Consider the following 25,716-nt stretch of genomic DNA (forward strand, 5'->3'; position numbering starts at 1 on the left):
CGGATGGCAGCGAGGAGCGGTCGCCCACCAAGCCACGCGGCCGCGCGCCGGGTGGCTGGTGGCATTGACCCTGCTGGTCCTCGCGATGCTGGGAGTCCTCGTCTTCGTCGCGGCCTGGGTCGTCGGGGGACGCGCACTGCCTCAGATCAACTCGGTCCAGTCGCTGCTGCCCCAGGGCTCACAGTCCAGCACGCAGGAAGAGGAGCGCTTCGCCGATGACGGCGCGGCAAGCACCCCGCTGACCAGCACCGACCTGAACCTGATCCCCATCGACGCCTCCGACGCCACTCTGCCCGGCGCCCCGGAGAGCACCGAGATCCAGCAGATCCCCCTGGACAGCCTGAACGCCCTCAAGAGCCTGGGCTGGTCCGTCCCGCATCTCGCGGGCTTCGGTCTGGCCACCGAGTACGCCGAGACCGGAGTGGTCGACGGGGTCCGCACGGTCCAGGTGCGACTCACCGACGGTGAGCATCGGCTCGACATCTCCGAGACCCGCCCGGAGGAGTCCGGGGTCGAGCTGGCGGCATTGGAATCGAAGCTCGACGATGTCGTGGACACCTCTGCGGCCGTGCGGGAGACCCTCGCGCTGCGCACCGGTGATGACTGCCAGCTCTACGTCTCCGAGGAGTCCCAGGAATGGACCGCCGCCATGGAGAGCTCGCGGGTGCAGTACGTGGTCACCTCCGATCTGCCCGCAGAGACCGCTGAGCAGATCTCGAACTGGGTGATGGCCACCGACCGCTCACGGGTGCAGGTGCTGCCGATCGTCCCCTCCGGCTCCGAGCGGCTCGAACGCGGCTTCGAAGAGCTGCTCGCCTGGCTCACCGACTGAGTCGACGCTGACGGTAGGGTTGAGCTGTGCCTGGAATCAACGCCTACGAGTTCGTGATCCTGGTCGTTCTCGCGCTCGTCATCCTCGGCCCGGAACGACTTCCGCAGTACGCCCGGAATCTGGCCCGCTGGGCACGGCAGGCCAGGGACCTGGCCGAGGACGCCAAAGGCCGGTTCAAGGACGAGACGGGCACCGACTTCGACGACGTCGACTGGAAGCGCTATGACCCCCGGCAGTACGACCCGCGCCGGATCATCCGCGACGCGCTGAGCAACGAATACGGCGATGACTTCCGCGAGACCCGGTCAGCGGTGACCGGAACCCTGGACTCCGCCCGCGCCGCGACGGATCCGCGTGAACTCTTCCGCAGCAAGAAGGACACCGGCCCAGCCGGTGCGGCCCCGACCGGGGGAGTGTCGCCCTCCGCCGCCAAGCGCTCCACGGGTGCAGTCGCAGCCGGTATGGCCGGCGCCGGGGCAGCAAAGGGCTCCGCTGCCACAGGCTCAGAGCGCGGCCCGTCAGATCCAGCCACGAAGGATCGCCCCACGAAAGACGCCGGCACAGAGGATCCCAGCGTGAAGGATCCCGGCCGTCAGGTCGACGCCGGGCGCGCGGCGCCCTTCGACACCGAGGCCACCTGAGCCCTCCGCGGCACCGGACCGGCAGGCCCCAAGTGGAACTGCGCCCGCCCTCACGCCGGCCCTCGAGCCGATCAGACGGGGCTGATCGGCAGCTTCCGGCCGCTGATGCCGCGCCGCTGCACCGCCAAGCGGGAGGCGATCCCGCGCAGCGCGACTCCGGCCGGTGAGTCAGGAGCCGAGAGCACCACCGGCTCGCCGTCGTCGCCGGCCTCGCGCAGGTTCATGTCCAGCGGCACCGAGCCCAGCAGCGGGACCTCGGCCTCCAGCGATGCGCTGAGCCGGTCGGCGACCAGCTGGCCTCCGCCGGAGCCGAAGAGCTCGAAGCTGGAGCCGTCGGGCAGGGTCATCGGACCCATGTTCTCGATCACCCCGGCCACGCGCTGCTTGGTCTGCGAGCTCAGCGCGCCGGCCCGTTCGGCCACACTCGACGCCGCGACCTGCGGAGTGGTGACCACCAGCAGCTCGGAGCCGGGCAGCAGCTGCGCCACCGAGATCGCGATGTCACCCGTGCCGGGAGGCAGATCCAGCAGCAGCACGTCGAGATCACCGAAGTGCACGTCGGTGAGGAACTGCTCCACCGCTCGGTGCAGCATCGGGCCGCGCCAGGCCACCGCCTGGTTGCCCTCGACGAACATCCCGATCGAGATGGTCTTCACCCCGTAGGCCACCGGCGGCAGGATCATCTCATCGAGCCGGGTGGGCTTGTCGGTGATGCCCATCAGGTCCGGGACGCTGAAGCCATGGATGTCCGCGTCGACGATGCCGACCTTGAGTCCCTGCGCGGCCATCGCGCAGGCAAGGTTCACCGTCACCGAGGACTTGCCGACGCCGCCCTTGCCCGAGGCGACGGCGTAGACCCGCGTGAGGTTCTCCGGCTGGGCGAAGCGATTGACCTTCCCGGTCTCGCCGCCGCGCAGATGATCCTTGAGCTCGGCACGCTCCTCGGGAGTCATCACCCCCAGCTGGACCGAGGCGGTGGAGACCCCTTCAGCGCGCACGGCGGCGGCGGTGACGTCTTCGACGATCCGGCTGCGCATCGGGCAGGCGGCGATGGTCAGCTTGACCCCCACCTGGGCGGCGCCGGCGTCATCGACGCTGATCTCACCCACCATGCCGAGCTGGGTGATGGGCAGGCGCAGCTCCGGATCGATGACCTCGGCCAGGCGCTGGCGGATGCGTTCGGTGATGGAGGGATCAGACACCGCCCCAGTCTACGAGTCCGGGCCGGCCATGACGTCGCTGGTCTGCGGAGGGCTCCGCCACAGGTGTGGACCTGAGATGATGGAGGAATGTCGATGAATGCTGGGACCAGTGCAGGCGGAATGTTCACCGGAGGGCTGCCGAAGGGCGAACTGCTCGGACGCTACCGCTCCTACGAGGACGCGCAGAAGGTGGTGGACCATCTCACCGCGGCCGAGGACTTCGACGTGAAGGCCCTGACCATCGTGGGCAACGACCTGCGCTCGGTGGAGCACATCCGCACCCGGCTGACCTACCCGCGCGTCGCCCTCGGTGGGGCCGCACAGGGCGCCATGTTCGGTGCCTTCATCGGCCTGATCCTCTACCTGTTCAGCCCCGAGGCCAGCATCTATAACTTCGCCTTCTCGGTGGTGCTGGGCATGGCGATCTGGATGATCATCGGAGTCATCGGCTTCGGCATGCGCAAGGGCAAGCGCGAGTACGCCTCCTCCTCCCAGCTGGTGGCGACCACCTTCGACGTGGTCTGCGAGTTCTCCTCGGCCCACCGGGCGCGCCAGCTGGTCCCCGGGGCGCAGGTGATGAGCCTCAACGCCTACAACGACCCGACCTCGCAGTCCTCGGCGCGGCTCATGCCCGCCCAGCCTGCCTCCGCCCAGTCCGGGTCAGCCAGGCCGGGGTCAGCGCCGGCCCAGCCCGTGCAGGGACAGCCGAACTCAGGACAGCAGGGGGCGGGAGAACAGGGCTCGGGGCAGCCGAACTCGGGTCAGCACAGCGTCGGCCAGGAGACGACGACGGCGCCCGAAGCCGCTCCCGATCGGTTCGTGGCCGGGTACAACGATCTTCCCGATGGTCGTCCACGCTACGGCGTGCGCGTCCCGTCAGCCCAGACTCCGGCCGAAGCCGGCGCGGAGGGTGGCGCAGAAGGTCCTGTCAGCCAGCCCGCCGGGGATCCAGCCGCGGAGCCGACCCGCACACCTGACCAGGACTCACCCGCGCCTTCTGACAGCACCGACGACCCACCGCGCAGCTCCTGACCGTCCATCAATCTGAGGTCAGCAGCTGAGCCTCCGGCAGACCTTCCGGCACACACAGAAGCGCCCCGTCCATCCGATGCTCCAGTGGAGCTCGGACGGGCGAGGCGCTTCTGTGGTTCAGTACGGTGTCGGTTCAATCAAGAACAGTGTTCCGCGCTGAAGTGGTTCAGACGGTCTTGCGACCGCGGCGACCGGTGATGGCCTGCCAGATGAAGGCAACCAGGACGCCGCCGCCGATGGCGAAGAGCCAGGTGGCGAGATCGAAGAACGAGTCGTTGACGTTGATGCCGAAGACTGCCGAGGCGATGAAGCCGCCGAGCAGTGCGCCGAGCACACCGGTGACCAGTGCAGCGATCCAGCCGCCGGCCTGCTTGCCGGGCAGGATGAGGCGAGCGATGGCGCCGGCGATGAGGCCCAGGACGAGCCAAGCAATGATTCCCATGATGTTCCTCCAGTGTTTTTCTGAACCTGTCAGGTTCGACTGATTCCAGCCTAACGTCTCGAATGCAGGATCTAGCATTCTTTTGTGTCTGACAGAGATCGCCTACATCACAGTTCTGTTACCGCCGTAGCGCAGTTCTTCCCAGGTCAGGACCAGGGTTTTCAGTCATTCCAGACCTGCTGCATCCACCGTTCAATGTCCTGCGCGGTGCGGGGGAGTGCCGCGGAGAGATTCTCTGCACCGTCGGGCGTGACGAGCACGTCATCTTCGATCCGGATTCCGATCCCACGGAACTCTGCAGGCACGGCGAGATCCTCATTCTTGAAATACAGTCCAGGCTCGATGGTGAAGACCATTCCGGGTTCCAGGACCCCGTCGAGGTAGAGCTCGCGCTTGGCCTGGGCGCAGTCGTGGACGTCCAGACCGAGGTGGTGGCTGGTGCCGTGCGGCATCCACCGGCGGTGATGCTGTCCGGTCTCCGCCAGGGCCTCCTCGAGGCTGACCGGAAGCAGTCCCCAGTCATCGAGGTGCTCGGCGAGGACCGTGACCGCGGCGGCGTGGATCTCCCGGAACCGGATCCCGGGCCGGACCACCGCGAAGGCGGCATCGGCGGCGGCAAGGACCGCGTCGTAGATCCTGCGCTGTGTCGGAGAGAATTCGCCGTTGACGGGCAAGGTGCGGGTGATATCGGCGGTGTAGAGCGAGTCCGCCTCCACGCCGGCATCGAGCAGCAGAAGGTCTCCGCGGCGCACCGCACCGTGGTTACGGATCCAGTGCAGCACGGTGGCGTTGTTTCCGGCGGCGGCGATCGTGTCGTAGCCGAGATCGTTGCCCTCCAGTCGGGCGCGAGCGAAGAACGCGCCCTCGACGATCCGCTCGCCGCGGGCATGGTCGGCCGCGCGCGGCAGGGCTGCGATGACATCGTGGAAGCCGGCGATCGTGGCGTCGACCGAGACGCGCATCTGCGCGACCTCCCACTCGTCCTTGACCAGGCGCAGCTCCGAGAGTGCTTCGGCCAGCTCGCCGTCGAAGGCATCCGAGGTCTCCAGGTCCACGGTGGTGTTGATCCGCGAGGTGTCCACCAGGGCGTCCACGTCCATGTCGACCTCGCGCAGGAGCCGGATCCTGGTGCCGCCGAACTCGACCGGGCCGGCGTTCTTGGTCACGGCGACCTCCAGCGCCCCGGAGTCCGCGGTGCGAAGCCCGAGCCGCTGGGCGAATTCCTCGAGTCCGGGCCGGGGCCCGATCCAGAACTCGCCGTGCCGGGCGTCGGCGTAGAACTCCTGGGTGTCGCGGCCGGCCATCGGCTTGAAGTAGAGCGTGACCTCATGTCCTGAACCGTGATCACCGGTGCCCTCGTCCACGGGCTCGAAGACCAGCACGGCACCTGGCTCGTGGTCGACGCCGAGTCCGGAGAGGTGGGCGAAGGCCGAGTGGGGGCGGAACCGGTAGTCGGTGTCATTCGAGCGCACCTTGTGCGGTCCCGCGGGGATCACCAGCCGCTCGCCCGGGAACTGCGCCGAGACCGCGCTGCGCCTCGCCGACGCGTGGTCGGCGACCTCATCGCGCTCGTGCTGCACCGGCTCGGCCGGGGCCCAGCTGGAGGCCATGAACTCCTTGAACGCCTCAGAGGTGGGCCGCTGTGAGCGGTTGTTCACCCGGTCGCTGAGCTCCTGCGCCTGATCGGGTGCCTGCGCGGGGGTGAATCCCGCTGAGGAGGACGGCGAGACGACGTCGAACTCATCCTGCTTCTCTGAACTGGTCATGTTCTCTGAACTGGTCATGGCCCCAGTCTAGGTGGGCGACCCTGCCGGGGCGGGTCTGCTGAAGGCGGTTCTGCCGGGGGCTGGCCGGTAGGCTGAGGGGCATGAGCGTGGACCTGCACACCCATTCGAACGTCTCCGACGGCACCGAATCTCCTGCCGCGGTGATCGCGGCTGCGGCCGCCGCCGGACTGCAGGGGCTCGCGCTGACCGACCATGACACCACCTCCGGATGGGACGAGGCGATCGCGGCCGCTCTCGAGCACCGGATCGCCCTGCTGCCCGGCATGGAGATCACCACGCTGACCGAGAACGGGATCAGCGTCCACCTGCTCAGCTACCTCCACGACCCGCTGCACCCCGGACTCTCGGCCGCCGTCGCAAAGGCCCGGGATGGTCGGCTGCACCGAGCACGGCGGATCGCGGACCGGCTCTCGGTGGACTTCCCGCTGACCTGGGAGACCGTGGAACAGCATGTCAGCGCCGGGGCCACCGTCGGGCGTCCGCACCTGGCCGACGCGCTCGTGGGCATCGGCGCGGTCGCTGATCGGCAGGAGGCCTTCGACCACCTGCTGCACTCGGCCTCTCCCTACTACGTCGGCCAGGACAACATGCACCCGGCGACGGCGATCCGGCTGGTCCGCGAGGCGGGGGGAGTCCCGGTGCTGGCCCACGGCATGGCCTCCGCCCGCGGGCGCACGGTCAGCGTCGAGCAGCTCGAGGAGATGGTCGCCGCAGGCCTCGCCGGGGTGGAGGTCTACCACCGGGACAATGCCGAGTCGGGCCGCGAGGTGCTCCGCGAGCTGGCCGCCCGTCATGACCTGCTGGTCACCGGCTCCTCGGACTATCACGGCACCGGTAAGGACAACCTCATCGGGGAGAACACCACCCCCTGGGAGACGGTGGAGGCGCTGTGCGCGCAGGCCACCGGGATCGCGCCGATCCGGCCTGAATAGACTGTCCCCATGAGTCAGAGCACCAGAGACCCGGCCGGCGTCGTGCGAGCCAAGCGGCTGCCGCGGGAACAGCGCCGCACCCAGCTGCTGGAGTGCGCGCTGCAGGTCTTCGTGGCCAAGGGGTATCACGGCGCCTCGATGGATGACATCGCCGAGATCGCCCAGGTCTCCAAGCCGGTGCTCTATCAGCACTTCCCCGGCAAGCACGAGCTCTTCCTCGGGCTGCTCGACACCCACCTGGGGGCGCTGGAGCACGAGCTCACCCAGGCGCTGTCCCTGGCGGAGGACAACAAGGACCGGGTGCAGGCCACCATGGGGGCCTTCTACGAGTTCATCTCCCGCAAGGACGAGGCCTACCGGCTGGTCTTCACCTCCGGCATGGACAACGACGACGAGGTCGAAGACCGGCTGGAACGCTTCCACGACGACATGGCCGCCGCGATCGCCGAGGTCATCGCCGACGACACCGGCCAGCCGATGGCCGAGGCCACGATGCTCGGCCACGGACTCATCGGGATGGCGCTCTCGGCGGCCCGGCACTGGAGCCGGCTCTCCGAGCGCCCGGACCGGGAGGTCTCCGCGCAGCTGACCGCTCGTTTGGCTTGGCGCGGAATCTCGGGCTTCCCGAAGGAGTCTGAAAGCACGGACAGCACAAGGTAGGTAGACTCGAGGCAGGTAAACCCGCCCGCTTCTTCGCATCCGCCCGCCCGACGGGCACCTGCGGAACTCTTCGAAGTGGGCGCAGCCCATAGATTCAAGGAGTTGGCATGGAAGTACGTATCGGCATTCAGCACGTCTCTCGCGAGATCGTCATCGAGACCGACGCCAAGCCCGAGGATATCGAGCAGGCCGTGGCCACCGCCATCGAAGGTGCGCAGCCGCTGCTCAGCCTGGAAGATCGCCGCGGCAAGAAGATCGTCGTGCCCGTCGCGTCCATCGGCTACGTGGAGATCGGCTCCGACACCAAACAGACTGTGGGCTTCGCAGCCGCAGTCGCCTAATGAAAGTACCTATGACTGAACAGACCACCGAGCCCTCAGCCGCCGAGACGGACACCACGCTCGCCGCCGCTGATCCTGAGCTCGTCGAGGCCGTCGAAGCCTCCAGCCTCACCTTCGCAGACTTCAACGTGCGCCCCGAGATCGTCGAGGCCCTCGCCGCCAAGGGGATCACCACCCCCTTCCCGATCCAGGCCGAGACCCTGCCGATCGCGCTGGGCGGCTACGACATCATCGGCCAGGCCAAGACCGGCACCGGCAAGACCCTGGGCTTCGGCATCCCCGCCATCCAGCGTGTGACCAGCCCCGACGACGCCGGCTATGACGACCTTCCGGCCCCCGGAGCGCCCCAGGCGCTCATCGTGGCACCCACCCGCGAGCTCGCCGTGCAGGTGGCCTCCGACATCAAGGTCGCCGCCGCCCGTCGCGGGATCCGCGTGGCCACCATCTACGGCGGCCGTGCCTATGAGCCGCAGATCGAAGAGCTGGACCGCGGCGTCGAGATCGTCGTCGGCACCCCCGGCCGGCTGATCGACCTGCACCGGCAGCGCCACCTGAAGCTGAAGAACGTCAACATCGTGGTCCTCGACGAGGCCGACGAGATGCTCGACCTCGGCTTCCTCCCCGACGTGGAGACGCTGCTCTCCGCCGTCCCGGAGGTCGGTCGTCAGACCATGCTCTTCTCCGCGACGATGCCCGGCCCCGTGGTCGCCATGGCGCGCCGCTACATGTCCAAGCCGACGCACATCTCCGCTGCTGATCCGCTGGACGAGGGCATCACCAAGAAGGACATCCGGCAGCTGGTCTACCGGGCGCACCACCTGGACAAGGACGAGGTCATCGCCCGTCTGCTCCAGGCCGAGGGCCGCGGTCGCACCATCGTGTTCACCCGGACCAAGCGCCAGGCCGACCGGCTCTCCGCCGAGCTGCAGTCCCGCGGCTTCGCCGCCGGCGCCATCCACGGCGACCTCGGCCAGGGCGCCCGCGAGCAGGCCCTGCGCGCCTTCCGCAACGAGAAGATCGACGTGCTCGTCGCCACCGACGTCGCCGCCCGCGGCATCGACGTCACCGACATCACCCACGTCATCAACCTCACCGCCCCCGATGACGAGAAGGCCTATCTCCATCGCGTGGGCCGCACCGGTCGTGCCGGCAAGACCGGCATCGCCGTGACCTTCGTCGACTGGGAGGACATGCCGAAGTGGAAGCTCATCGACAAGGCCCTCGGCCTGGGCATCCCGGAACCCATCGAGACCTACTCCTCCTCACCGCACCTCTACGAGGACCTCGACATCCCCAAGGGCACCAAGGGACGCCTGCCGCGGCATAAGCGCTCCAAGGCCGGCCTGGACGCCGAGGAGCTCGAGGACCTGGGCGGACCCGAGAAGCGCAAGTCCAGCGGCGGACGCGGCGACCGGGACTCCGGTCGCGGCGGACGCGGCGGCGACCGCGAGGGTGGGCGTGGTGGTCGCTCCGGCGATCGCGACTCCTCACGCGGCGGACGCTCCGGCGGCCGGGACTCCGGCCGCGGACGCACCCGCACCGACGACTCAAGCCGGGACTCCTCCCAGGAGTCCGCACCCGCAGCCGAGGGCTCAGCCGCCCCGCGCAGCCGCAGCCGTCGCCGCACCCGCGGCGGCGAGGACACCGGCTCCGCCGGCCAGGCCCAGCAGGGTCAGCCTGCCGAGTCTGCTGCGCCGTCTGAGGGTTCAGAGTCCGCCACGCAGCCCAGGCGGCGTCGTCGTCGTCGCGGCGGCTCCGGCGGCGAGAACGCCCCCAGCGAGAGCTGAACGGCACCGATGTGAGTGCCGGGGAGAGTGCTGCGGCGCGCAGCCGCAGCTTCGACCCCGACGGTGGTTCGCAGGTGCTCGAGGGCGAGAACCTCGAGCTCCTGCCGAACCTGCCCGACGGCGCGTTCACGGTGATCTACCTGGACCCGCCGTTCAACACCGGGCGGGCCCAGCGGGCCACCAAGACCACCAACACCCGGCGACCTGACGGTGAGGGCAACCGGTCGGGATTCCGTGGACGCAGCTATGACACGGTCCGCCGCGCACTCGCTGAATACGACGACTCCTTCACCGACTACTGGGAGTTCCTCGAGCCCCGGCTCCTGCATGCCTGGCGGCTGCTCGCCGATGAGGGCACCCTCTACCTGCACCTGGACTACCGCGAGGTGCACTACGCGAAGGTCCTCTGCGACGCGATCTTCGGGCGCGAGTGCTTCCTCAACGAGATCATCTGGGCCTACGACTACGGCGGGCGCACCAAGAAGCGCTGGCCCACCAAACACGACACGATCCTGGTCTACGTGAAGAACCCCCGCGGCTACATCTTCAACGCCGAGGCCGTGGACCGCGAGCCGTATATGGCGCCCGGGCTGGTCACCGCCGAGAAGGTCGCGCGCGGGAAGCTGCCCACCGATGTCTGGTGGCACACCATCGTCTCGCCCACGGGCCGGGAGAAGACCGGGTACCCCACGCAGAAACCGGTGGGACTGGTCCGCCGAATGGTCCAGGCCTCCTCGAACCCGGGGGACTGGGTGCTCGACTTCTTCGCCGGCTCCGGCACCCTCGGCGCGGTCGCCGTGGAGACCGGTCGGCGCTTCATCTGCATCGATTCCTCCCCGCAGGCCCTGGATGTGATGCAGAATCGTCTGGGCGAGCACGCGCAGGTCCACCGACAGGCATTGATGGAGGCGTCATGATCGAATTTCGGCAGGTCAACAAGACCTACCCGGACGGCACCGCCGCGGTCCAGGACTTCAGCCTCACCGTGCCCTCGCACACCACCACCGTGCTGCTGGGCTCCTCCGGCTGCGGGAAGACCACCCTGCTGCGGATGGTCAACCGGATGGTGGACCCCAGCTCCGGCGCCGTGCTCATCGACGACGAAGACGTGGCCGACGTCGAACCGGTCGCCCTGCGCCGCCGCATCGGCTACGTCATGCAGCACTCCGGACTTCTCCCGCACCGCCGGGTCATCGACAACATCGCCACCGTGCCCCGGCTCAACGGTGCCTCCCGGGCCGACGCCCGGGCCCGCGGCTACGAGCTGATGGAGATCGTCGGACTCGACGCCTCCCTGGGCGTGCGCTATCCCGGGCAGCTCTCCGGCGGCCAGCAGCAGCGCGTCGGCGTGGCCCGCGGACTCGCCGCCGATCCGAACATCCTGCTCATGGACGAGCCCTTCGGCGCCGTGGACCCGCTGGTCCGCGTTGAGCTGCAGCGCGAGCTCTCCCGGGTCCAGGCCGAGCTGAAGAAGACCATCATCTTCGTCACCCACGACATCGACGAGGCGCTGACCCTGGGGGATCAGATCGTGGTGCTCAAGGCCGGCGGTGAGATCGCCGCCGCGGGCACGCCTGCCGAGCTGGTACAGAACCAGCAGGACGAGTTCGTCTCGCGCTTCCTCGGCCTGGACTCGGGCCGACGGTCGCTGACCGCTGCCACGGCCGACGACGGCGGCTGGCTGATCTCCGACGCTCAGGGCCGACCCCTGGGCGTGGTCGACTCCCAGCCGGTCCAGCGCCCATGACCTGGGTCCTGGAGAACCTCCCCCGGATCGGGGAGCTCACGCTCGCGCACCTCGCGCTGAGCCTGCCGGCGGTGGTCATCGCCTTCGTGCTCTCGATCCCGTTGGCCTGGGGCGCGAACCGGGTCCGGGTGCTGCGTGAACCGGTGCTCACCGGCACCGGGCTGCTCTACGCGGTGCCCTCGCTGCCGCTGTTCATCCTGCTGCCCGCGCTGATCGGCACCTCGGTGCGCGACCCGCTCAACGTGGTCATCGCGCTCTCGATCTTCGGCCTGGCCCTCATGGTGCGCTCTGCCGCGGAGGCCCTGGACGCGGTGACCGCCGACGTGCGCACCTCCGCCACCGCCATCGGATTCTCCGGGGTCGGGCGCTTCTTCACCGTGGAGCTTCCGCTGGCCGGTCCCGCCCTGCTCGCCGGGGTACGGGTGGTCTGCGTAAGCTCGATCAGCCTGGTCTCGGTCAGTGCGGTGCTCGGGGTCAGCTCGCTGGGCTCGCTGTTCACCGACGGGTTCGCCCGCAACATCATCGGCTCCATCGTGGCCGGGATCGTGATGACGGTGGTGCTCGCGCTGATCTGCGATCTGCTGCTGGTCCTGGCCGGGCGGATGCTGATGCCCTGGCAGCAGACGAGCCGGCGTCGTCGTCCGCTGCCGACCCGGGCCCGGGAGGTCGCAGCATGACCAACATCCTCGAGGCGCTGAACTGGCTGTTCACCGCCGAAGCCTGGGCCGGACCCGGCGGGCTCTGGGTGCGCTCTCTGGAGCACCTGGGCTACACGCTGCTCGCACTCGGGATCTCGGCGGCGATCGCGCTGCCCCTGGGCCTGGCGATCGGGCACACGCACAAGGGCCGCGGCATCGCGATCCTGGCCACCGGCGCCGCCCGTGCGCTGCCCACGCTGGGCCTGCTGACCCTGGTCGCGCTGTTCACCGGGATCGGACTCACCGCCCCGATGGTGGCGCTGGTGATCCTCGCCGCGCCCTCGGTGCTGGCCGGCGCCTATGCCGGGGTGGAATCGGTCAATCAGGCCACCGTGGACGCCGCGCGCGCCCAGGGGATGAGCGGCTGGCAGGTCCTCACCCGAGTAGAGATCCCGCTGGGGCTGCCGCTGATCCTGAGCGGACTGCGGCTCGCCGCGCTGCAGATCATCGCCACCGCCACGCTCGCGGCCTATGTCGGCGCCGGCGGGCTCGGACGTCAGCTGTTCCTGGGGCTGCAGACCTATGACTACGCCGTGATGCTCGGCGCCTCCCTGGTGGTGATCCTGCTCGCGATCCTGGTGGACGCCACGTTCGGGATCACCCAGCGGCTGCTGCGTCGGGTCCCGGGATTGGCCGGCGCGGGATGAATGTGACTGCGCACTGACCATACTCCGCCGCTGGTGTGGAGTTTCTGCGAAGATTTCTCTCAGGACAAGTTGCCGCCAAAGTGGGAGCTGCCAAGAGAAAGAGGACGACCATGAAGAGCACCGGACTGTGGGTCACGGGAACGATCGCCGCTCTGGCACTGACCGGCTGCGGCGGCGGAGACCCGCTCGCCGACGAAGCTGAGTCAGATGCCGAGCAGGGCGGGGCCCTGGTGATCGGATCCCAGCAGTACTACTCCAACACCATCATCGCCGAGCTCTACGCCCAGGCGCTGGAGGCCGAGGACATCGAGGTCGAGCGGGAGTTCGACATCGGCCAGCGCGAGGTCTACGTCTCGGAGATCGAAGCCGGAGCGATCGACATCTTCCCCGAGTACGCGGGCAACTTCCTGCAGTACTACGACGAGGAGGCCGAGGCCGCCAGCCTGGAGGAGATCACCGCCGCACTGGGGGAGACGCTGCCCGAGGGGCTGCGCGTGCTCGAGCCCGCTGAGGCCACCGACCAGGACAGCTTCGTGGTCACGTCGGAGCTCGCGGAGGAGAACGACCTCACCGAGGTCTCCGACCTCGCCGGCATCGAGGATCTGCGCATCGCGGCGAACTCCGAGTTCGAGACCCGGCCCTACGGCCCCGAGGGCCTCCAGGACGTGTACGGCGTGGAGATCAGTGTGGTCACGGTCCAGGACTCCGGCGGCCCGCTGACCGTGGACGCGCTGCTCAGCGGAGACGTGGAGGTCGCCGACATCTACAGCGCCGATCCGATCATCGAAGCCGAGGACCTGGTGGTGCTCGAGGACCCCGAGGAGCTGGTGCTCCCGCAGAACGTGATCCCGGTGGTCTCGGAGCGCGTCGATGAGGCCTCCGCAGCGGTGCTCGACGAGGTCAACGCCGCGCTGACCAGCGAAGAGCTGATCTCGCTGAACAGCCAGAGCGTCGATGAGCAGGCCGACGCCGCCGATGTGGCCGCCGACTGGCTCAGCGAGCAGGGCCTGAACTGATCTGAACTGATCCCACCCGCCGAGCGGATCCCCGCCCGCGCGTGAAAAATCGTAGACCTGTGGCGAATCGTAGAGCTCTAGGCCTACGACAAACCCACAGGTCTACGATTTTTTGCCCCCACAGGGGACGGATCAGCTGGCGCGGCGGATGTGCAGATCGCGCACGGCGTCGATGCGCTCGATCTCGAACTCACCGGGCCGGTGGTGCTGGCAGAACCCGCCGGCGGGCACCTTCGTGAGGTAGCTGGCCATCTGGGCGAGCTCGCCGGCGGAGAACTCCTCGGCCCGGCGGCGCTTGGCGGGCTTGGCGCGAGCGGGCTCTTCGCGCACCGGCACCTCGATGCCATGCAGGTCCTGCAGCGCGCGCACATAGTCCTCGGTGCGCCCCTCTGCGGCCATCTCGCGGGCCCGCACGGTGGGGGTGTGCAGCATCTTGCGCACGATCCGGCGCATCGCGAACTCCACCTCTTCGGTGGCTCCGGTGCAGCCGTGCTGCTTGCGGATCTTGGTCATCTCTTCGTCCAGCAGCGCCTGGGTGTGCCGACGCAGCGCCACGATCGCATCATCGGCGGTGCGCTCACGCCGCTCGGTCAGGTACGACTCCACCGCGGAGCGGACGACGTCGCGCGCCTCCTGCACCGAATCCTCGGTCTCGCCGGGGGCGGCCATCTTCACCGACTCCAGCGTGATCAGGTCCACGCCGTCGAGCTCGGCCACATCGGGGTCGAAGTCATGGGAGAGTGCGAGGTCGATGACGGTCAGCGGCTTCTCCCGCGGGGCGTCCCCGGAGAGGCCGGCCAGGTTCTGGACCTCGTTGGCGGTGATCCGACGGTTGCCGCCGGAGCAGCCGATGATCACATCGGCGTCGCGGAACGCGGCGGGAAGCTCCTGCATCTGCAGCGCGCGGGCCCCGCCGGCGCGCTCGGCCACGAAGTCCTCGGCGCGGCCGGAGCCGGAGAAGACCCCGATATCGTTGACCCCGCGCTCGACCAGCTGGGCCAGGGAGGTCCCGGAGTAGGCGCCGGTGCCGATCAGCACGACCTTGGCGCCGGGGTAGAAGGCGGCGCCGTCGCCGCGCATGTCACCGGCGATGTCCAGGGCCACCGAGACGATGGAGCGGCCGCGGGAGCCCAGCGCGGTGCGGGTGCCGACATCCTTGGCGGTCCGCGACGCGGTCTCGAAGAGCTTGGTCAGGTTTCCGGAGATTGTGCCGGCATGCTGGGCGTCGGCCAGGGATTTGCGCACCTGGCCGGCGATCTCGCGCTCACCGATGACCGCGGAGTCCAGGCCGGCGCCGACCTCGAAGAGGTGAGAGACGGCGTCGTCTTCGACCAGGGTGCGGAAGGAGCGTCCGACCAGCTCGCGGTCCAGGCCTGAGGTCTCGGCCACGACGTCGAGCAGCTGCTCACGCGTGGACTGCACGTCGTCATGGGAGGAGCCGGCGGACTCGGCGTAGATCTCCATGCGGTTGCACGTCGCCAGCGTCACGGCAGGCATGTGCACGGATCCGGCCAGTTCGGCCGCTCCTGAGCTGAGAGTGCCCACCGTCTCGAGGTCAAGCTCCGAGTGGGTGGCAACGAGAGAAATGAGTACCACGACGTCATCGATTCTACAGCGGGTCGAAGTGTGCCGCCGAAAAGTGGAGAATGTGGCATATGACTTCTGGATCTTTCGCCGGCATGGCCGCGTCCTCTCCGGCCACCGGCTCCGTCACCGCGATCCCGCGCGCAGCCGTACGTTCTCAGGGTTCCACCGCGCAGCTGCCCAAGGACCACCCGCTGCTCACCGGGCTCACCGCCGACTCCGCGCTGCTGAATCAGTATCGCGGCGGGCGTAACAGTGCGGGGGAGATCACACGCCCGCACCGCCGCCCGGTGTGGTTCATGCGCCAGGCCGGCCGCTCGCTGCCCGAGTACCGCGCGCTGCGCGAAGGCACCACCATGCTGGACTCCTGCCTGGATCCCGCGCTGGCCTCGGAGATCACGCTGCAGCCGGTGCGCCGGCACGACGTCGACGCCGCGATCTTCTTCTCCGACATCGTCATCCCGCTGCGCCTGGCCGGGATCGACGTCGAGATCCAACCTGGTGTCGGCCCGGTGCTGGGCCACCCGGTGCGCACTCGCGCCGACGTCGAAGCCCTGCCCACGCTCGACGACGCCGCCTTCGCGCCGATCACCGAAGCGGTCAGGCGCACCGTGGCCGAGCTCGGCTCGACCCCGCTGATCGGTTTCGCCGGCGCCCCGTTCACCCTGGCCGCCTACATGGTGGAGGGCAAGCCCTCCCGGGACCACCTGGGCCCGCGCACCATGATGCACGCCGACCCCGACACCTGGAACGCCCTCGCCGCCTGGGCCGCGGAGGTCTCCGGCCGGTTCATGCGCGCCCAGCTGATGGCCGGCGCCTCCGCCGCGCAGCTCTTCGACTCCTGGGCCGGCTCACTGGGCCGCGAGGACTACGCCCGCCACGTGCTGCGCCACTCCGCTGAGGCCTTCACCCACGTCAAGGACCTCGGCGGCACCACGCCTGAGGGTCACCGGGTCACCGCGCCGCTGATCCACTTCGGCACCGGCACCGGGGAGATCTTGGACCTGCTGCGTGCGGCAGGCGCCGACGTCGTCGGGGTGGACTACCGGCTGAACCTCGCCGAGGCCACCCGTCGGGTCGGCGCGGAGACCCCGCTGCAGGGCAACATCGACCCGGCGCTGCTGCCTGCCGACTGGCCGGTCCTGGAGAAGCACGTGCGCTCGATCATCGCGGCAGGCTCCGGCGCCGCAGGCCACGTGCTCAACCTCGGCCATGGGGTGCCTCCGGAGACCGACCCCGAGGTGCTCACCCGCGTGGTCAGCCTGATCCACGAGATCGGCTACGAGGACTGAGCTGCGCCTGAATGGACGCCCAGATCAACCCCCCGTCGAGTGAGCCCGCCACCGCGTCAGCCGCCGTCGCATCCCTCGGGGATGCTGCCGCCGGTGATGCCGCGGAGGAGCCGGCGCGCGCGCCGCGGGTCGCCGTGGTCGGCGGGGGCATCGCCGGGCTGATCGCGGCCTGGGACCTGGCGCGCGCCGGGGCCGCCGTGCAGATCTTCGAGGCCGGGGACCGGCTGGGTGGCGCCATCGGTGCCCACGTCATGGGCGGTGTCGCCTACGACGCCGGCGCCGAGGCCTTCGCGACCCGCTCACCGGTGGTGCCGAAGCTGCTCCAGGAGCTCGGCCTCAACGAGCAGGTGGTGTCCCCGCAGCACAATGCGGCCTGGCTGCAGCTGCCCGATCTGGCCGCTCCGCTTCCGGCCACCGGGATCCTCGGCATCCCCGCCGATCCCATGGCCCCCGACGTGGTGGCCATCCTCGGTGCGGCCGAGGCGCGCCGCGCCGCCGAGGACCTCACCACCTCCATGCAGAGCTGGGCGGAGGCCGCCGAGACCCGGGCCGGGCAGATCACCCTCGGCGAGGTGGTCCGGGACCGGATGGGCCAGGCCGTGCTGGACCGGCTGGTCACCCCGATCGTCTCCGGCGTCCATTCCGCAGACCCCGATGACCTCGACATGAACAACGCCGCCCCCGGGCTCTTCGACGCGATGCTGCGCGAGGGCTCGCTGGCCCGCGCGGTCGCGCTGGTGAAGTCCAAGGCTCCTCCCGGATCGGCGGTGAACTCGCTCTACGGCGGACTCAACCGGCTGGTCGGCGCGCTCGAGGAGGAGCTGCTCCGGCTCGGCGCGGAGATCCGACTGAACACCCCCGTCACCGACCTGGCGGCGCTCGCTGCCGGGACCGGCCCAGGCGCCGACCAGGGAACCGGCCTGGGGACCGGCCCGGAGGTCGGTCAGGGCGCCGACCGACCGGACCATGTGATCCTCGCCCTCGATGCGCCCAGCGCGGTGCAGCTGGTCTCCGGGCTCGTGGACCTCGACGGGCTGGACCTGACCGGACTGACCCCGGCAGGTGTGCAGGTCACCGGAGCCCAGGCCGAGAGCTCGACGACCACTGCGACCCAGACCGCCGGCGCGCCGGACGCGGGCCGCGGCGTCGCCCTGGTCTCGATGATCTTGGACGCGCCCGAGCTCGATGAGCACCCGCGCGGCACCGGGGTGCTGGTCGCCCCGCAGGTCGACGCCATCGCCGCGAAGGCCATGACCCACATCAGCTCCAAATGGGAATGGGCGGACACCGCCGTGACCCACGCGCACGGGCCGGGCCACCATGTGGTGCGGCTGTCCTACGGCCGCGTCGGGCAGACGCACCAGGACGCGCTCGGCGCGGAGTCCAGCGACGAACAGCTGCTCGCCGCGGCCACCGCCGATGTCGGGGCGCTCTTCGGGCTGCCGATCGAGCCGGAGCAGATCCTCGAGACCAGCGTGATCCGTTGGCGCAAGGCGCTGCCGCAGACCTCCGCCGGTCACGCCGAAAGGATCGCCGCGCTGCGCGAGCGCCTGGCCCAGACCTCCGAGACGGATGCGGCGGGAGCTGGAGCCGACGCCGGGGAAGCCCGTCCCGGGATCCACCTGATCGGTGCCTGGTTCGCCGGCACCGGGCTCGCTCGGGTGGTGCCTGACGCGCGCGCCGCCGCGGCGACGATCCTGAGTGCTCGATCCTGAGAATCCGCCCCTGAGCCGTCGGTCACTTTTTTCGACGTCATGTAGAAAACCGTGGAAGACCGGGCGATAAGCTGGACGCGGGACATCGTCACCTCGGGTCCCGCACGGACGATCAATGCTGATGGAGGCATCTGTGAGCTACGGCAGCAACGCCCAGCGCACGCCCGAAGAGGTCAACACCTCGGGCAAGGACTGGTTCACCCTCTACACCGTCTTCGCGCGGACCGGATCCGCCCCGCAGGGCGCCGATGTGGAGGTGGAGTTCGATGAGCTCGCCGGCGCGTTCGCCGATCAAGAGGTCACCTTCCGCGGCACCTACGACGTCTCCGCCATGCGCGACGAGGCCGACATCCTGACCTGGGTCACCGGCCCCTCCGCCGAAGACCTGCAGGCAGCGGTGCGCCGCATCCGCCGCACCGCGATGTTCTCCCAGACCCGGATCGCCTTCTCCGCGATGGGCGTGCACCGCACCGCCGAGTTCGCCCGCAGCCATGTCCCGGCCTACGCGCTCGGCGTGCCCCCGGAGGACTGGCTGGTCATCTACCCGTTCAACCGCTCCTATGACTGGTACCTGCTGGATCCGGCCAAGCGCGGCAAGATGCTGCGTGAGCACGGCATGCTCGGCCAGGAGTTCCCCTCGGTGCTGGCCAACACCACCTCGGCGTTCGCGCTGAACGACTGGGAGTGGCTGCTCGCGCTGGAAGCCCCGAAGCTCACCGACCTGGTCGACATGATGCGCAAGCTCCGCGAGTCCGAGACCCGCTATCACGTGCGTGACGAGATTCCCTTCTACACCGGACGCCGCCTGAAGGCCGCGTCGGAGATCGCTGAGGTCCTGCTGTGACGATCACCCCCGAGAACCGCGAATCCGCCGAGAACAGCGAGTCGGCCGAGCCTCACCAGAACACCCGGCCGGTCCACCCGACCGAGACCTCCGATCACCCCACCGAGGCGCAGGCCGACTCGGCCGTGGCGGAGTCCTCGCAGGCCACCCCCACCCCGGGCACCGAGAACAAGACCGAGGGCGCGGAGGCACCCGCCCCGCTGCCGGTGGACTACGCCGAGGGCACCACCACCGACGAGCCCAGCAACTACGACGCCATCCTGCTGGCCTCCTTCGGCGGCCCCGAGGGCCAGGACGACGTGATCCCGTTCCTGCGCAACGTGACCACCGGCCGCGGCATCCCGGATGAGCGGCTCGAAGAGGTCGCCACCCACTACCGCGCCAACGGCGGCATCAGCCCGATCAACCAGCAGAACCGGGACCTCAAGGGCGCCCTGGAGGCCGAGGTCGCGGCCCGGCAGCTGAACATCCCGATCTACTGGGGCAACCGCAACTGGAACCCCTTCTTCACCGAGACATTCCGCGAGATGCACGCCGCCGGACACCGCCGGATCCTGGCGCTGGTCACCTCCGCGTACAACGGCTACTCCTCCTGCGGGCAGTACCGCGAGGACTTCTCGCTGACCCTGGACGAGACCGGTCTCCGCGAGGAGATGAGCGTGGTCAAGGTCCGCCAGTTCTTCATGGACAAGGCGTTCATCGACCCGTTCAAGGACGCCCTGGCCGCCGGCATCGCCGACGTCCGCGCCCAGCTGGAGCAGGCCGGCAAGCCGGACGCGCAGCCGAAGATCGTCTTCGTCACCCACTCCATCCCCAGCCGCAACGCCGAGGCCATGGGCCCGGACCGGGTGATCGAGGAATACGGCACCGACGTCTACTCGGCCGAGCACCTCGCCGTCGCCCGCCACCTGATGGCCAGCGTGCCCGAGGCCGCAGGACTGGAGCACTCGCTGACCTTCCAGTCCCGCTCCGGCAGCCCAAAGACCCCGTGGCTGGAGCCCGACATCAACGACGCCATCACCGAGGACGCCGAAGCCGGCGTCGCCGGTGTGGTGGTGATGCCGATCGGCTTCGTCTCCGACCACATGGAGGTGCTCTGGGACCTCGACACCGAGGCCAAGGACACCGCCGCGGAGCTCGGCCTGGCCTACCACCGCGCCGCCACCCCCGGCATCCAGGAGAAGTTCGTTTCCGGCCTGGTCGACGTGCTCAGCGAATACCTCAAGGGAGTCAACGGCGAACCCGTCGGCTTCGGCGAGCAGGTCGTGCCCGGTCAGTGGTCAGGCATCTGCGGACCCTGCAACTGCACCCGCTTCCGCAAAGACGTCGCAAGGAGCTAGATGCCCACCTTCACAGTAGGCACCCGCGGGAGCAAGCTCGCACTGACCCAGACGACGACGGCGGCCGAGGCGCTCGCCTCCCACGCCGACGCCGGGTACGAGCTGATCACGGTCAAGACCGAGGGCGACATCCTCACCGGACCGCTCGCGCAGATGGGCGGCACCGGGGTCTTCGCCTCTGCGCTGCGCCAGGCGCTCTTCGACAAGACCTGCGACGTCGCGGTGCACTCGCTCAAGGACCTTCCGGCCAAGGATCTCGAGGGTCTCGCGATCGCTTCGGTGCCGACTCGGGAGGACGTGCGCGACGCGCTGTGCTCCGCCGACGACGTGCCGCTGGCCCAGCTGCCTCCGGGCGCGAAGGTCGGCACCGGTTCCCCGCGGCGGGCCGCGCAGCTGCGCGCCGCCCGGCCCGATCTGGAGATCGTGGACATCCGCGGCAACGTCGGCACCCGGCTGGCCCGGGTCCGCGGCCACGGGTCTGCCGCCGAGGCCTCGCCGCAGGCCCCGAACGCGGCCCGGGGCGACCTGGACGCCGTGGTGCTCGCCGGTGCGGGACTCAAGCGGCTCGGCCTGGAACACCACATCGCTGAGCTGATCCCCACCGAGGTGATGCTGCCGGCCCCCGGGCAGGGAGCCCTGGCCGTGGAGGTCCGTGCCGAAGACGCCGAGCCCACCGCGCCGCTGGGCATGGCGCTGGCGCTCTATGACGACATCCCTGCTCGACTGGAGACCTCTGCGGAGCGGGGACTGCTCGCCCGGCTCAACGCCGGCTGCTCCGCCCCGATCGGCGGGCTCGCCCGTTATGACGACAACCCCGACGGCGGCGCCACCCTGCGCCTGGATTCGGTCATCTGCGCGCCCGACGGCACCAAGGTGCAGCGCGCCGGTGCTGAGATCTCCATCGAGGCCGGTGCGGATCGCCGGGTCTCTGTCGACCGGGCGATCCAGCTGGGCACCCACGTCGCCGAGCAGCTGCTCGCCGAGGACTTCGGGCTGCTCAAGCACGTCGTCGACTCCTGAGGCTGGCCCCGGCAATCTTGCCAGGGCTGGATCCCTCATCCGACCCGTGCCTCGGAATCGATGCCTTGCCTCCGCGCGATGCCTCAGCCGTCGACCCAGTTCTCCACCCGCTCTGTGAACTCCACGAAATACTCCAGCCGGCGCAGCTCATCGGCGCTCACCTGCACCCCGGTCACCCGTGCCGAGCGGGCCAGCTCCTCCCACGGATGGTCCTCCACCGGAGGGCTGCCATCAGGCAGGTCCTCCGGAAGCACACAGTTGAGCACATCCTGCCGCAGGGACTCCCACGACGGACGCTCCGAGTGGGACGGCGTCTCAACCGTCACCCCGTCGGTCCAGTGCACCGGGGAGAGGGTGAAGCCGCGGTCATCCAGGTGGACCTTCTGGCCGTCGTCGAGGACGCAGTGTTCGAAGATGCTGATGCCCAGTCCGGGGTTGCCGTCGGTCGGCTCCTGCGTGAAGTCACAGAGCGCCCCGATCGCAACCACGCGTTCGCCCCCGGTCAGCGAGGGTCTCCCGGTGAACGGTGACACTGCGGCAGCGGCCAGCTCTCCCAGAGCCGCGTAGTGGCCTTCCCCGGGCGTTGAGTCATGCGCATCCATACGCGCATTCTGCCCCCGCCGCACTCGGTAGGCTAGGCCCATGCGCATTGCTCTGACCCGAGACCCCGCACAGGCGGGCCCGCTGGAGGCGGGGCTGCGCGCAGCTGGACTCGACGTCCAGTTCCTCCCGGTCACCGAGCAGCGACTCCCCGCCGACACCACCGAGCTGACCTCCGCGCTCGAGCGGCTCTCGGGTGGGGACTTCGCCTGGGTGCTGTTCACCAGCGCCAACACCGTCCGGGCCCTGGTGAAGCTGGGCTGGGACGGGTCCCTCCCGGCGCAGACCCGCGTCGGCGTCGTCGGTCCCGGCACTGCCCGGGCGCTGCACCGGCTGACCGGCATCAGCGACCCGTGGATGCCCTCCGGGGAGAAGAGCGCCGCCGGGATGATCCAGGAGATTCCCGAGCCGGCCCCGGAGGAGAGCACCGCACTGCTGCTGCCTCAGTCGGCCCAGGCACGGGCAGAGCTGCGTGAGGGCCTGACCGCCATCGGCTGGCAGGTCAGCCCGGTCAGCGCCTATGAGACCGACTGCCTGGTGGTCGACGGCGCACTCGCCGCCGGCGACCCGGAGCGGCGACTGCTCCCGCTGCCGGCCCGCGAGGACCTCCTCGACCTCGACCGGCTCGCCGCCGACCTGCGCCGCGACCGGCTCACCCACGTCGACCCCACGGTCCTGCTGGTCACCAGCTCCTCGGCCGCCGACGGACTCGCGGACCTCGGCCTCCCGGAGCGGGTCCGGCTGCTGGCCATCGGTCGGCCCACCGCGAGGACCCTCTCCCGCCGCGGCATCCCCGCCGCCAGTGTTCTCTCTGAGCCGAGCGCCGACGCTGTGATGGCCGCCCTGGGTCGCTGAGAACTAGACTGACCGGCGGCGACACGCTCACAGCTGGCCTGATGACGAGGCTCAGCTGCAGCGCACCGACCGCCATCCCCCTGAGCACCAGGAGTCGCACGTGAGTTTCCCCGAACAGCGCCCCCGCCGGCTGCGCCGCAGCCCCGCCATGCGCCGGATGGTGGCCGAGACCCGGCTGCACCCGGCCGACCTGATCCTGCCGGTCTTCGTCCGCGAAGGCCTCACCGCCCCGGCCCCGATCAGCTCCATGCCCGGCGTCGTGCAGCACACTGAGGCCTCGCTGCTCACGGCCGCCGAAGAGGCCCGCGACCTCGGCCTCGCCGGGATCATGCTCTTCGGCATCCCCGCCACCCGCGACGCCCAGGGCAGCGCCGGCCTGGATCCCGACGGCATCCTCAACCGCTCGATCCGCGCCGTGAAGGACCGGGTCGGTGATGACCTGGTCGTGATGAGCGACCTGTGCCTGGACGAGTTCACCGACCACGGGCACTGCGGACTGGTCGACGAGACCGGCGAGGTGGACAACGACGCCACCTTGGAGGTCTACGCCGAGATGGGCGTCGCCCAGGCCGCGGCGGGCGCCGACGTCGTCGCCCCCTCCGGCATGATGGACGGCCAGGTCGCGGTGATCCGCCAGGCCCTGGACGAGGCCGGACACCAGCACGTGCCGATCCTCGCCTACGCCGCGAAGTACGCCTCCGGCTTCTACGGCCCGTTCCGCGAGGCCGTGGACTCCCAGCTGACCGGTGACCGCAAGCAGTACCAGATGGACGCCCCGAACCGCACCGAGGCGCTGCGCGAGGTGGAGCTCGACCTCGCCGAGGGCGCGGACATGGTGATGGTCAAGCCGGCCAGCGCCTACCTCGACATCCTCTCCGACACCGCCGCGATCAGCGACGTCCCGGTCTCGGCCTACCAGGTCTCCGGTGAGTACGCCATGATCGAGGCCGCCGCCGCGAACGGGTGGATCAACCGGCGCACCGTGATCACCGAATCGCTGATCGCGATCCGCCGCGCCGGAGCCACCAATGTGCTGACCTACTACGCCGCCGAGGTGGCCGGATGGCTGCGCGAGGAGCTTGCCGGACCACGGAGCACCAGCGCCCCGGCGGCCCCGGTCCCGACCAGCAGTCCCTCCGCGCCGAGCGCCTCGACCCCGGTCCACCCGCGGGTCGAACCGCACACCACGGCAGCCCCGGTGGAGGCCAGCGCACCGGGCGAGACCGCACCACCGACCAGGACCGACGGCGAATCCACCGACGAACCCCGCACCGACGCCGGCTTCCCGCCGGTCAGCTGAAAGGACCCTGCCCCGCGATGACCACGAACCAGGAACTCTTCGACACCGCCCGCGAGCTCATGCCCGGGGGAGTGAACTCCCCGGTCCGCGCCTTCGGCTCGGTGGGAGGCACCCCGACGTTCATGGTCGCCGCCGACGGGCCCTACCTCACCGACGCCGAGGGCACGCAGTACGTGGACCTGGTCGGCTCCTGGGGGCCGGCGCTGCTGGGACATAAGCACCCCGCGGTGATCAAGGCCGTGCACGACGCCGTGGACGCCGGACTCGGCTTCGGCACCTCCCACCCGTCCGAGGCGCGGCTGGCTGAGCTGGTCCGCGGCCGGGTCCCCGGCGGGCAGATGATCCGGATGGTCTCCACCGGTACCGAAGCCACCATGACCGCGATCCGGCTGGCCCGCGGGGTCACCGATCGCAACATCGTGGTGAAGTTCGCCGGCTGCTATCACGGCCACTCCGACGGGCTGCTCGCCGCCGCCGGCTCCGGAGTCGCCACCCTGGGACTGCCCGGATCCGCCGGAGTCACCGAGGCGCAGGCCTCAGAGACCATCGTGGTGGAGTACAACGACCGCGCCGCGCTGGAAGCGGTCTTCGCCGAGCACGGCGAGCGGATCGCCGCGGTGATCACCGAAGCCACCCCCGCCAACATGGGTGTGGTGGTCCCGGAAGAGGGCTTCAACGCGTTCATCAGGGAGATCACCCAGCGCCACGGGGCGCTGATGATCTTCGACGAGGTGATGACCGGATTCCGGATCACCGAGGCCGGCTACTGGGGCGCCTCGGGACGGGTCGAAGGCTGGGAGCCGGACCTGTTCACCTTCGGCAAGGTCATCGGCGGCGGACTGCCCACCGCCGCGCTCGCGGGCCGCCGGGAGATCATGGAACACCTCGCGCCCACCGGGCCGGTCTACCACGCGGGCACGCTCTCGGGGAACCCGGTCGCGATGGCCGCCGGGGTCGCCACCCTGGAGCACGCCACCGCCGGGGTCTACGCACATGTCGATGAGAAGGCGCAGATCGTGGCCGATGCGCTCACCGCAGCGCTGGACGCGGCCGGTGTGGACCACACGCTGCAGAAGGTCGGCTCGTTGTTCTCGGTCGCCTTCGGCACCTCGGCCACCGGGGTGCACAACTACGCGCACGCCCAGGCCCAGGAGACCTTCCGCTACGGACCGTTCTTCCACGCGATGCTCGACGCCGGGGTCTACCTGCCGCCGAGCGTCTTCGAGGCGTGGTTCCTGTCCTCCGCGCACGACGACGCCGCCATCGGCCGCATCCTGGATGCGCTGCCCGGCGCCGCGAAGGCCGCCGCGCAGGCCGCCGCCTGAGGGTTCAGTCCTGAGAATTCGGGTCGGAAGATGCGGGCTTGAGGACTCGGCCCTGAGGCGTCAGTTCCGGACGCCTC

Annotated in this window: 24 protein-coding genes and 1 pseudogene; 20 read left to right on the plus strand and 5 right to left on the minus strand. The window is 69.8% G+C overall.

Going from position 1 to position 25,716, the window contains the following annotated elements; translation table 11 throughout:
* Positions 1-58: 58 nt before the first annotated feature.
* Together BCL67_RS09785 and BCL67_RS15485 are read left to right on the plus strand one after the other, a co-directional pair.
* A complete protein-coding gene (locus BCL67_RS09785) occupies positions 59-832 on the plus strand; it encodes a hypothetical protein (RefSeq protein WP_146131128.1) in 774 nt (257 codons plus the stop codon).
* A gap of 26 nt (positions 833-858) precedes the next feature.
* A complete protein-coding gene (locus tag BCL67_RS15485) occupies positions 859-1,473 on the plus strand; it encodes a twin-arginine translocase TatA/TatE family subunit (RefSeq protein ID WP_181255967.1) in 615 nt (204 codons plus the stop codon).
* Positions 1,474-1,544: 71 nt separating this feature from the next.
* Here BCL67_RS15485 and BCL67_RS09795 read toward each other — a convergent pair whose 3' ends face one another.
* A complete protein-coding gene (locus BCL67_RS09795) occupies positions 1,545-2,675 on the minus strand; it encodes an Mrp/NBP35 family ATP-binding protein (RefSeq protein WP_106123258.1) in 1,131 nt (376 codons plus the stop codon).
* 93 nt (positions 2,676-2,768) lie between these two features.
* Here BCL67_RS09795 and BCL67_RS09800 point away from each other — a divergent pair, with 93 nt between their 5' ends.
* Positions 2,769-3,707 (plus strand): general stress protein, encoded by a 939-nt coding sequence (locus BCL67_RS09800; protein ID WP_146131129.1) that lies wholly within the window; start codon positions 2,769-2,771, stop codon positions 3,705-3,707.
* Positions 3,708-3,873: 166 nt separating this feature from the next.
* Here BCL67_RS09800 and BCL67_RS09805 read toward each other — a convergent pair whose 3' ends face one another.
* The gene (locus BCL67_RS09805; protein WP_106123260.1) at positions 3,874-4,149 is read right to left on the minus strand and encodes a GlsB/YeaQ/YmgE family stress response membrane protein; all 276 of its coding nucleotides are present in this window, start codon (positions 4,147-4,149) and stop codon (positions 3,874-3,876) included.
* Positions 4,150-4,310: 161 nt separating this feature from the next.
* Entirely contained in the window at positions 4,311-5,933 is a 1,623-nt protein-coding gene (locus tag BCL67_RS09810; RefSeq protein ID WP_106123261.1) for an aminopeptidase P family protein, read from the minus strand.
* 83 nt (positions 5,934-6,016) lie between these two features.
* Here BCL67_RS09810 and BCL67_RS09815 point away from each other — a divergent pair, with 83 nt between their 5' ends.
* The 9 genes from BCL67_RS09815 to BCL67_RS09855 all read left to right on the plus strand — a co-directional run bounded on the left by BCL67_RS09815 (position 6,017) and on the right by BCL67_RS09855 (position 13,764).
* Positions 6,017-6,868, plus strand: coding sequence for a PHP domain-containing protein (locus BCL67_RS09815; protein WP_106123262.1), 852 nt, complete (start codon positions 6,017-6,019; stop codon positions 6,866-6,868).
* 9 nt (positions 6,869-6,877) lie between these two features.
* Positions 6,878-7,528 (plus strand): TetR/AcrR family transcriptional regulator, encoded by a 651-nt coding sequence (locus BCL67_RS09820; protein WP_106123263.1) that lies wholly within the window; start codon positions 6,878-6,880, stop codon positions 7,526-7,528.
* A 107-nt stretch (positions 7,529-7,635) separates the two neighbouring features.
* Positions 7,636-7,869, plus strand: coding sequence for a DUF3107 domain-containing protein (locus BCL67_RS09825; RefSeq protein WP_106123264.1), 234 nt, complete (start codon positions 7,636-7,638; stop codon positions 7,867-7,869).
* Between the two features lie 11 nt (positions 7,870-7,880).
* Positions 7,881-9,656 carry a DEAD/DEAH box helicase gene (locus BCL67_RS09830; RefSeq protein ID WP_106123265.1) on the plus strand — a complete coding sequence of 592 codons (1,776 nt, stop codon included), beginning with the start codon at positions 7,881-7,883 and terminating at the stop codon, positions 9,654-9,656.
* Between the two features lie 11 nt (positions 9,657-9,667).
* Positions 9,668-10,573 carry a DNA-methyltransferase gene (locus BCL67_RS09835; protein WP_106123266.1) on the plus strand — a complete coding sequence of 302 codons (906 nt, stop codon included), beginning with the start codon at positions 9,668-9,670 and terminating at the stop codon, positions 10,571-10,573.
* Positions 10,570-11,403: an ABC transporter ATP-binding protein gene (locus BCL67_RS09840; protein WP_106123267.1), complete on the plus strand. Its 834-nt coding sequence runs from the start codon at positions 10,570-10,572 to the stop codon at positions 11,401-11,403. Before BCL67_RS09835 ends, BCL67_RS09840 begins: the two co-directional genes overlap by 4 nt.
* Positions 11,400-12,080, plus strand: coding sequence for an ABC transporter permease (locus tag BCL67_RS09845; protein WP_106123268.1), 681 nt, complete (start codon positions 11,400-11,402; stop codon positions 12,078-12,080). Before BCL67_RS09840 ends, BCL67_RS09845 begins: the two co-directional genes overlap by 4 nt.
* On the plus strand, positions 12,077-12,748 hold the full coding sequence (locus BCL67_RS09850; protein ID WP_106123269.1) for an ABC transporter permease: 672 nt from the start codon (positions 12,077-12,079) through the stop codon (positions 12,746-12,748). Before BCL67_RS09845 ends, BCL67_RS09850 begins: the two co-directional genes overlap by 4 nt.
* 110 nt (positions 12,749-12,858) lie before the next feature.
* The gene (locus BCL67_RS09855) at positions 12,859-13,764 is read left to right on the plus strand and encodes an ABC transporter substrate-binding protein (protein ID WP_106123270.1); all 906 of its coding nucleotides are present in this window, start codon (positions 12,859-12,861) and stop codon (positions 13,762-13,764) included.
* Positions 13,765-13,896: 132 nt separating this feature from the next.
* On the opposite strand, the gene BCL67_RS09860 is transcribed toward BCL67_RS09855, so the two are convergent.
* Positions 13,897-15,360, minus strand: coding sequence for a glutamyl-tRNA reductase (locus BCL67_RS09860; protein WP_106123271.1), 1,464 nt, complete (start codon positions 15,358-15,360; stop codon positions 13,897-13,899).
* Between the two features lie 59 nt (positions 15,361-15,419).
* Here BCL67_RS09860 and hemE point away from each other — a divergent pair, with 59 nt between their 5' ends.
* From hemE to hemC, 5 genes are all read left to right on the plus strand, one after another.
* Positions 15,420-16,640 carry a uroporphyrinogen decarboxylase gene (gene hemE / locus BCL67_RS09865; RefSeq protein WP_106123272.1) on the plus strand — a complete coding sequence of 407 codons (1,221 nt, stop codon included), beginning with the start codon at positions 15,420-15,422 and terminating at the stop codon, positions 16,638-16,640.
* Between the two features lie 11 nt (positions 16,641-16,651).
* On the plus strand, positions 16,652-18,355 hold the full coding sequence (locus tag BCL67_RS09870; RefSeq protein WP_106123273.1) for a protoporphyrinogen/coproporphyrinogen oxidase: 1,704 nt from the start codon (positions 16,652-16,654) through the stop codon (positions 18,353-18,355).
* Between the two features lie 121 nt (positions 18,356-18,476).
* Positions 18,477-19,199, plus strand: coding sequence for a hydrogen peroxide-dependent heme synthase (gene hemQ / locus BCL67_RS09875; RefSeq protein WP_374955641.1), 723 nt, complete (start codon positions 18,477-18,479; stop codon positions 19,197-19,199).
* Entirely contained in the window at positions 19,196-20,539 is a 1,344-nt protein-coding gene (locus BCL67_RS09880; protein ID WP_374955642.1) for a ferrochelatase, read from the plus strand. Before hemQ ends, BCL67_RS09880 begins: the two co-directional genes overlap by 4 nt.
* Positions 20,540-21,559, plus strand: coding sequence for a hydroxymethylbilane synthase (gene hemC / locus BCL67_RS09885; RefSeq protein WP_106123275.1), 1,020 nt, complete (start codon positions 20,540-20,542; stop codon positions 21,557-21,559).
* Between the two features lie 83 nt (positions 21,560-21,642).
* On the opposite strand, the gene BCL67_RS09890 is transcribed toward hemC, so the two are convergent.
* Complete coding sequence (locus BCL67_RS09890; RefSeq protein WP_106123276.1) at positions 21,643-22,161, minus strand: hypothetical protein; 519 nt, start codon at positions 22,159-22,161, stop codon at positions 21,643-21,645.
* Positions 22,162-22,201: 40 nt separating this feature from the next.
* On the opposite strand from BCL67_RS09890, the gene BCL67_RS09895 reads away from it, so the two are divergent.
* The 3 genes and pseudogenes from BCL67_RS09895 (at position 22,202) to hemL (ending at position 25,639) form a co-directional block, all read left to right on the plus strand.
* The gene (locus tag BCL67_RS09895) at positions 22,202-23,014 is read left to right on the plus strand and encodes a uroporphyrinogen-III synthase (RefSeq protein WP_106123277.1); all 813 of its coding nucleotides are present in this window, start codon (positions 22,202-22,204) and stop codon (positions 23,012-23,014) included.
* Between the two features lie 100 nt (positions 23,015-23,114).
* Positions 23,115-24,089 (plus strand): annotated as a pseudogene (hemB, locus tag BCL67_RS09900) (porphobilinogen synthase); the annotation flags it as partial.
* Between the two features lie 242 nt (positions 24,090-24,331).
* Positions 24,332-25,639: a glutamate-1-semialdehyde 2,1-aminomutase gene (gene hemL / locus BCL67_RS09905; RefSeq protein WP_106123278.1), complete on the plus strand. Its 1,308-nt coding sequence runs from the start codon at positions 24,332-24,334 to the stop codon at positions 25,637-25,639.
* Positions 25,640-25,716: the final 77 nt, after the last annotated feature.

The organism is Nesterenkonia sandarakina (assembly GCF_003003175.1).
Classification (GTDB): Bacteria; Actinomycetota; Actinomycetes; order Actinomycetales; family Micrococcaceae; genus Nesterenkonia; species Nesterenkonia sandarakina_A.